Raw genomic sequence first — 8,477 nt, 5'->3', positions numbered from 1 at the left:
GGGTACGTCGGGCCCGCCATCGATGGCGGGCCCGACGTACCCGGCCACCTGGAGGTTCCCCATGCCACCCCTGCCCCTCAGCCGCCGCCACCTGCTTCAGGCCGCCGGAGCCACCGTGGTGGTCTCCGCGAGCGGGGTCGCCGTCTCCCCCGGGAGCGCGTCCGCGGCCGTCGTGCCCCCGGCCCGGTCCGACATCGGCGTCTCGGCGTACGCGTTCGACCCGGGTCAGGTACGCCTCAGCTCCGGCCGTTGGATGGACAACCAGACCCGGACGCTCAACTACCTGCGGTTCGTCGACGTCGACCGGATGCTCTACAACTTCCGCGCCAACCACCGGCTGTCCACGAACGGCGCCGCCACCAACGGGGGCTGGGACGCGCCGAACTTCCCGTTCCGGACCCACATGCAGGGCCACTTCCTGAGCGCCTGGGCGTACGCGTACGCGGTGCTGGGTGACACGACCTGCCGGGACAAGGCCAACTACATGGTCGCCGAGTTGGCCAAGTGCCAGGCCAACAACTCCGCCGCCGGGTTCGGCGCGGGTTACCTCTCCGGCTTCCCGGAGTCCGACTTCACGGCGCTCGAGGCACGGACGCTTTCCAACGGCAACGTGCCCTACTACTGCATCCACAAGACCCTCGCCGGTCTGCTCGACGTCTGGCGTTACATCGGCAACACCCAGGCCCGTACGGTGCTGCTGTCCCTCGCCGGCTGGGTCGACACCCGGACCAGCCGGCTGAGCTCCAGCCAGATGCAGTCGATGCTGGGCACCGAATTCGGGGGCATGAACGACGTGCTCGCCGACATCTACCAGCAGACCGGCGACAGCCGTTGGCTCGCCACCGCGCAGCGGTTCGACCACAACTCCGTGTTCAACCCCCTGGCCTCCGGCCAGGACCAGCTCAACGGGCTGCACGCCAACACGCAGGTGCCCAAGTGGATCGGCGCCGCCCGGGAGTACAAGGCCACCGGGACCACCCGCTACCGGGACATCGCCAGCAACGCGTGGCGAATCACCGTCGGCGCGCACACGTACGCCATCGGCGGCAACAGCCAGGCGGAGCACTTCCGGTCGCCCAACGCGATCGCCGGCTACCTCAGCAACGACACCTGCGAGCAGTGCAACACGTTCAACATGCTCAAGCTGACCCGGGAGCTATGGCTGCTCGACCCGAACCGGGCGGACTACTTCGACTTCTACGAGCGCGCGCTGATCAACCATCTGATCGGCGGGCAGAACCCGGCCGACAGCCACGGCCACATCACCTACTTCACTCCGCTGCGGCCGGGCGGACGTCGCGGTGTGGGCCCGGCGTGGGGTGGCGGCACCTGGAGCACCGACTACAACTCGTTCTGGTGCTGCCAGGGCACCGGCCTGGAGATCAACACGAGGTTGATGGACTCCATCTACTTCTACAACGGCACCACACTGAGCGTGAACCTGTTCACGCCGTCGGTGCTGAACTGGACGCAGCGCGGCATCACGGTCACCCAGACCACCAGCTTCCCGGTCAGTGACACCACCACGCTGAGCCTGTCCGGCTCGATGAGCGGGTCGTGGAGCATCCGGGTGCGGATCCCGTCCTGGACCAGCGGCGCGACGATCGCCGTCAACGGCACGGTGGAGAACGTCACCACCACACCGGGCAGCTACGCCACGGTCACGCGCACCTGGGCCGCCGGCGACACCATCACCGTGCGGCTGCCGATGCAGGTCGCCGTCAAGGCCGCCAACGACAACGCCAACGTCGGCGCGGTCACGTACGGCCCCGCGGTGCTGGCCGGCAACTACGGCAACACGGCCCTGAGCACCCTGCCCACCCTCACCGTCTCCTCGATCACCCGGACCAGCACCAGCTCGCTCGCGTTCACCGCCAGCGCCAACGGGTCCACGGTGAACCTCGCCCCCTTCTACGACGCCCACGGCTACAACTACACGGTCTACTGGAACACCAGCGGCAGCGGCGGCCCCACCGGCAGCTACCGCCTGGTCAACGTCGGCACCGGGCTGGTCCTCGGTGTCCAGAACATGTCCACCGCCGACGGTGGTCTGGCCGTGCAGTGGGGCGACAGCGGCACCGCGGACCACAACTGGGTGGTCATCACCGACGGCAACGCGGTCCGGTTCCGCAACGTCAACAGCGGCAAGGTCCTGGGCGTGGAGAACATGTCCACCGCCGACAACGCCCGGGTCCTGCAGTGGGCCGACAACGGCACCGCCGATCACCGGTGGATCCTCGTGGACAACGGCGACGGCACCTACAAGATCCGCAACGTCAACAGCAACAAGCTCCTCGGGATCCTGAACGCGTCGACCGCCTGGGGAGCGCAGGCCGTGCAGGATCCGGACAACGGCAGCGCGGACAACCGGTGGAGGCTGGTCCGCAACGCCTGACCTCCGCCCCGCTCGACGGGCTCACCGGCGCGGTCACCCGAAGGCCGCGCCGGTGACGCCGAGCGGGCACCCGCCAGCGGTCGTACAGTGGGGAGGGTCCTGGCCCCAGTGAACGTGGCGGACGTGTCGGCTCGTGCCGCTTCCGCCCGGAAGGAGCACAGTGAACCGCCCCCTCCGCACCACGCTCGGCGGCGCGTTGACCGCCGTCATGCTGGTCACCGTCACCGTCGCCGTCGCACCGGCGCAGGCGCACCCCGCCGGGCGGCCGCCGGCCGTCCTCGCCCTACCCGACGGGTTCCAGCCCGAGGGCATTGCCACCGCCGGCCGGTACGCCTACCTCGGCTCGCGCGCTACCGGTGCCATCCAGCGCGTCGACCTGGTCACCGGCCGGGGCACGACGATCGGCGCGGCCACCGGCACGCCGTCGCTCGGCCTCAAGGTCGACCCACGTGGCCGGCTCTTCGTCTCCGGCGGCACGGCTGGCGACGCTCGCGTGCTCGACACCCGCACCGGCGAGGTGCTGGCCCGCTACCAGTTCGCCACCGCCCCGACGTTCGTCAACGACGTCGTGCTGACCCGCGACGCGGCATACTTCACCGACTCGAACCGGCCGGTGCTCTACCGGCTGCCGCTCGGTCGCCGTGGGGCGCTGCCGCCCGCCGACGCCTTCACCACGATCACCCTGACCGGTGCGTACGAGCAGGTCGGCACCGGGGTGAACCTCAACGGCATCGCCCCCACACCGGACGGCCGGGCGCTGATCGTCGTCCAGTCCAGCACCGGCACCCTGTACCGGGTCGACCCGGCGACCGGGGCGAGCACCGTCGTCGACGTGCCGGGCCACACCTTCACCAACGGCGATGGACTGTTGCTTCTCGGCCGCACCCTCTACGTCGTGCAGAACCGCCTCAACCAGATCGCGGTGGTCCGGCTCAACCACGCCGGCACCGCCGGAGCGCTCACCGGCACCATCACCGATCCGAACTTCGACGTACCCACCACCGTGGCCAAGGCGCTGGGCCGGCTCTACCTGCCCAACGCCCGGTTCACCACACCGCCGACCCCCACCACGCCCTACACGGTCGTCGCGGTCCGCGCCCACTGAGCGACCCGAGGGGGTACGCGCCGCGCGTCCCCCCTCGGCCCACCGCTCGGGATCCGAATCGCCGATTCGGCCGCCAGTAGGATCACTGGCCCCGGCGACGACTGTCGCCTCGTGCACCCCGGAGTCCGTGTGGCCGCCCGCCCGTACCGGTTCCTGCGCCGGACCCTGGCCGTGGGCTGCCTACTCGCCGCCGCCGCACTCCCGGCCAACCGGCCGGCCGCATGGCCGGCCGGGCGCACCGACGCCGCGCAGCCCACGGTCCTACGGATGCTCCAGCTGAACCTCTGCAACAGTGGCCGGGCCGGCTGCTACACCGGCCGAGCGATGGCCAGGGCCGCCGAGGTGATCAGCACCGAGGCACCCGACCTGGTCACCCTCAACGAGATCTGCGCGGGCGACCTGTCCGCCCTGCACGGCGTCTTCCAGAGCGTCCACCCGGGGCGGAGGGTCGTGGCCGCGTTCCAGGCCGCCGGCGATCGCCCGAGCGGCGACGACACCCGCTGTCGCGACGGCCAACGGTTCGGCATCGGGCTGCTGACCCACGTGCGGACGCCGGGGACCCCGAGCACCGTGTACGCCGGAACCCACCCGACGCAGGACCTCGCGGACCCCGAGGAACGGGCCTGGCTCTGCGTCGACGTCGACGGCGCCCTGCTGGCCTGCACCACGCACCTGTCGGCCACCGGCTACCGCGTCGCGCTCACCCAGTGCGATCACCTGCTCGACACCATCCTGCCGACGATCGGCCGCAACACCGGGTACGAGCCCACCGTGCTGGGTGGCGACCTCAACCTGCGCGCCGGCCACGACCCCGACGTGCGGTCCTGCACCCCGCCGGGCCATCAGCGGGTCGACGACGGCCGACTGCAACACGTCACGGCGACCACCGACATCACGCTCTGCTGTCGCAGCCTGGTGCCCATGCACGGGACGACCGATCACCCCGCGCTGCTGGTCACCCTCGCGATCGACCGCAGCCGACCCGGCCGGAGGCCGGCCTGATCCGCCTCCCCAGCGGGCGCGGATGGCGCGGGGCGCACGACGTCAGCGCGGCGGCGTGTCCCGGCGGGACGGGAACGGAGTACCGGGCTGGCCGAGGGTGGAGCGGGCGCGCAACCCGACGGGGTCGGGAGCGGCGGTGGGCGTCGAGGGCGCCGGTTCCGCGAGTCGCCGCCCGTCCAGGTACGCGGCGGCGGCCCGGTCGTCGTCGGTCGGAGCCGCGAGCAACGCGTAGAGCAGACCGACCACGCCGAAGAGCACCGCCAGCACGATCGGCACCAGCAGGGTGCTCACCCCGGCGCCGGTCACCTCACCGGCCTGCTCGTGGCGGTGCACCGACAGTGCGCTCATGCCGGTGAAGTGCATCCCGTTGACGGCGATCCCCATGACCAGCGCGGAGGCGAAGATCGCCAACCCCCGCCGGACGGTCATCGCGAGCCACAGCGCGACGGTGGACGCCACCACGGCGATGACCACCGAGAGCACGACCCGGACGGTGTCGTAGCCGAGGCTGCCGTTGAGACGCATGGCGGCCATCCCGGTGTAGTGCATGGAGGCCACCCCGGCGCCGGTGAAGATGCCGCCGGCGACCAGTCGTACCGGATTCAGACGGCCGGTGCCCACGATGGCCAGGCCGATACCGACCGCCACCACGGCGATGGCCGTGCTGGCCGCGGTCAGCGGCACGTCGTAACGGATCCGGGTGTTCTCCACGGCGAAGCCCAGCATGGCCATGAAGTGCATCGCCCAGATGGCGGTGCCGCCCAGCGCCCAGGCCGACAGCAGACCCCACCACGCCCGCTGGCCGTTCGTCCGGGCGGTGCGGATGCGCCCGGCGCAGACCAGACCGAGGATCGAGCCGAGCACGGACAGCGCGTAGCTCAGCGCGGGCGTGATCCACCCGTACTCAAAGTGATTGATCTCCGCCACGGCGGCTTTCTCCCCATTCGTTACCCACGCGTCAACAAGACGCCTCGGCAATGATCAGTGGTGCTGTGATCAGGCGCAACAGTGCCCTCCGGGCTATCCGAGGGGTGCCGACGCGGTGACCGTCCGCTGCGTCGATTTCAGCGACGAAAATGACTGAGCGTGGTCGTCAGGCCGACGTGTGGTACGCGAGAACGCCTCGATTGACGGCCGCTATAGCCTGTCGAGCCGTCGACCGCAGCTCCGTTGTGGCACCGCCAGAGTCGGCAATCTGACCGAGCAGGTCGACGACCTGTCGGGCCCACCGGACGAAGTCACCGGCGGGCATCTCACCATCGATCTCGTGACCGCTGCCGAGCACCTTGGCCAGCGCCTCGCCCCGGGCCCACCGGTAGACGGGCCAGGCGAAACCGAGATCCGGCTCCCGGGTCGCCGTCAGCCCTCGCGCCGCCTCGTCGGCCTCGATCTCCCCCCACAGCTTCAGGGTCTCGTCCACCGCGTCGGCCACCGGCCCGCGCGGCAGCGACGCCCGCTCGTCGACATCGCGGCGCGCCTCGAACACCACCACGGACACCGCGGCGGCCAGCTCGGCCGGGGACAACCCGTTCCACACCCCCCGGCGCAGGCACTCGGCGACCAGCAGGTCCGCCTCGGTCCAGATCCGGCCCAGCATCCGACCGGCGTCGGTGACCGCGCCGTCGCGGGCGAGGTAGCCACGCTCGGTCAGCAGCGCCACGATCCGGTCGAACGTTCGAGCGAGGGACCCCGTACGACCACTGACACGCTCGCGCAGCTCCTCGGTGTCGCGCTCCAGCCGTCGACGCCGCTCCGCCCAGCGGGCGTGCTCCTCCCGCTCGGGGCAGGCGTGGCAGGGGTGGTGACGCAGCTCGGTCCGGAGCTGGGTGATCTGGTGGTCATCGCCGGTCACCTGCCGGGAACGGCCGCCGCGTCGGCCACCGTGCCGATCCAGACCGGTGCCGCTGACCTCGGCGGCGAGATCCCGCCGGGCGCCCGGGGACCGGTGGTTGAAGTGCTTGGGCACCCGGATCCGGGCCAACACCTCGGCCGGAGTGGTGAAGTCGCCGGGGCTGACCCGCCCGGCCCAACGGTCCTGGGTGAGAACCAGCGGCCGGGGCTCACCGAACCCACCGGTCGCCGGGTCCAGCACCACGGCCAGCCCGGCCCGCCGGCCGGACGGCACCCGGATCACGTCGCCGACGCGCAGCCGCTCCAACGAGGCCACCGCCGCGGCCTTGCGCTGGGTCTGCCCCTGGCGGGCGATCGCCTTCTCCCGGTCGGCGATCGCCACCCGCAGCGCGAAGTACTCGTCGAAGTCGCCGTGGTGACAGGCGGCCTCCGCGCCGTACGCGTCGATGGTCTCGGTGTTGCGCTGCACCTGCCGGGCCAGGCCGACCACCGACCGGTCGGCCTGGAACTGGGCGAACGAGGACTCCAGCAGGGCCCGGGCCGGCTCCGCGCCGACAGTGCCGACCAGGTTCACCGCCATGTTGTACGACGGCCGGAAGCTGGAGCGCAGCGGATAGGTGCGGGTGGACGCGAGCCCGGCCACGTGCCGTGGGTCGGTCTCCGGGGACCACACCACGACGGCGTGCCCCTCCACGTCGATGCCTCGGCGGCCGGCGCGGCCGGTGAGCTGGGTGTACTCCCCCGGGGTCAGGTCGACGTGCGCCTCGCCGTTGTATTTGACCAGCCGTTCCAGCACCACGCAGCGGGCCGGCATGTTGATGCCCAACGCCAGCGTCTCGGTGGCGAAGACCGCCTTGACCAGGCCGCGGACGAACAGCTCCTCGACGATCTCCTTGAACACCGGCAGCATGCCGGCATGGTGGGCGGCCAGGCCCCGCTCCAGGCCGTCCAGCCACTCCCAGTAGCCCAGGACCGACAGGTCCTCGCCGGGAATGGCGGTGACCCGCGACTCGACGACCCGGCGGATCTCGGCCCGCTCCTCCGCCGAGGTGAGCCGCAGCCCGGCGGCGAGACACTGCTGCACCGCGGCGGCGCAACCGGCCCGGCTGAAGATGAACAGGATCGCCGGTAGCAGACCCTCCCGGTCCAGTCGGTCCACGATGTCCGGGCGCAACGGGCCACGCCAGCGCGGGCCACGCCGACCGGCGCCGGGCCCGGCGCTGCGCCCCTCACCCAACTCCAACCGCCGCACGGTCTCCCGGGTGTAGCGCAGCAGCTCCGGGTGCACGTCGTGCTTGCGGGCGGCGTCGGCGTCGTGGAACAGGTCGAACATCCGCTTGCCGACCAGCATGTGCTGCCACAACGGCACCGGCCGGTGCTCGCTGACCACCACGGCGGTCTCGCCGCGCACGGTGACCAGCCAGTCGGCGAACTCCTCGGCGTTGGAGACGGTCGCCGACAACGAGACCAGGGTGACGGAGGCGGGCAGGTGAATGATCACCTCTTCCCAGACCCCACCGCGGAACCGGTCGGCCAGGTAGTGCACCTCGTCCATCACCACGTACGCGAGGCCCTGGAGGGTGCTGGAGCCCGCGTAGAGCATGTTGCGCAGCACCTCGGTGGTCATCACCACCACCGGCGCGTCGCCGTTGATCGCGTTGTCGCCGGTGAGCAGGCCGACCTGCTCGGCGCCGTACCGGGCGACCAGGTCGTGGTACTTCTGGTTGGACAACGCCTTGATCGGCGTGGTGTAGAAGCACTTGCGCCGGGCCGGTGGGGTGGTCGCGTCGGCGGCGGGCACCGGGTCGTCGGGCCGCCCACGCAACGCCAGGTGGACGGCGAACTCCCCGACCACCGTCTTACCGGCGCCGGTGGGAGCGCAGACCAGCACACCGCTGCCCCGCTCCAGCGACTGACACGCCTCCCGCTGGAAGTCGTCGAGGTCGAACCCCAGATCGAGGGCGAACTCGTCCAGCGCCGGAAACTGTGCGGCTTCTGCGGCCTTGCGGCGCGCCGCTGCGTACCGCTCGGCGGGGCTCGACATGGCACCAAGATTAGTGCGTGCCGAGTCATGTCACCCCACAAGGCCGTCCGGAGGCACGCTCGGGGGCGGTCGGTAGGGTG

5 protein-coding genes are annotated in these 8,477 nt (G+C 71.3%); 3 read left to right on the top strand and 2 right to left on the bottom strand.

Annotated features, from left to right (window positions below; all coding sequences use genetic code 11):
* Positions 1-61: 61 nt before the first annotated feature.
* The 3 genes from DLJ58_RS10785 to DLJ58_RS10770 all read left to right on the top strand — a co-directional run bounded on the left by DLJ58_RS10785 (position 62) and on the right by DLJ58_RS10770 (position 4,502).
* Positions 62-2,395, top strand: coding sequence for a beta-L-arabinofuranosidase domain-containing protein (locus DLJ58_RS10785; protein ID WP_124855371.1), 2,334 nt, complete (start codon positions 62-64; stop codon positions 2,393-2,395).
* A 160-nt stretch (positions 2,396-2,555) separates the two neighbouring features.
* Positions 2,556-3,500, top strand: a complete 945-nt coding sequence (locus tag DLJ58_RS10780; RefSeq protein WP_124855368.1) for an NHL repeat-containing protein — start codon at positions 2,556-2,558, stop codon at positions 3,498-3,500.
* A 129-nt stretch (positions 3,501-3,629) separates the two neighbouring features.
* A complete protein-coding gene (locus DLJ58_RS10770) occupies positions 3,630-4,502 on the top strand; it encodes an endonuclease/exonuclease/phosphatase family protein (protein WP_244218879.1) in 873 nt (290 codons plus the stop codon).
* A gap of 42 nt (positions 4,503-4,544) precedes the next feature.
* Here the strand turns inward: DLJ58_RS10770 and DLJ58_RS10765 are convergent, their stop codons facing one another.
* Together DLJ58_RS10765 and DLJ58_RS10760 are read right to left on the bottom strand one after the other, a co-directional pair.
* The gene (locus tag DLJ58_RS10765; protein ID WP_124855364.1) at positions 4,545-5,429 is read right to left on the bottom strand and encodes an MHYT domain-containing protein; all 885 of its coding nucleotides are present in this window, start codon (positions 5,427-5,429) and stop codon (positions 4,545-4,547) included.
* Positions 5,430-5,595: 166 nt separating this feature from the next.
* A complete protein-coding gene (locus tag DLJ58_RS10760) occupies positions 5,596-8,397 on the bottom strand; it encodes a DEAD/DEAH box helicase (RefSeq protein WP_124855361.1) in 2,802 nt (933 codons plus the stop codon).
* Between the last annotated feature and the right edge of the window lie 80 nt (positions 8,398-8,477).

The sequence above is a fragment of the Micromonospora arida genome (genome assembly GCF_003857035.1).
In the GTDB taxonomy this organism is placed as follows: domain Bacteria; phylum Actinomycetota; class Actinomycetes; order Mycobacteriales; family Micromonosporaceae; genus Micromonospora; species Micromonospora arida.
The sequence above is the reverse complement of the archived record's forward strand: the minus strand, read 5'-3'. Positions and strand labels throughout refer to the sequence as shown.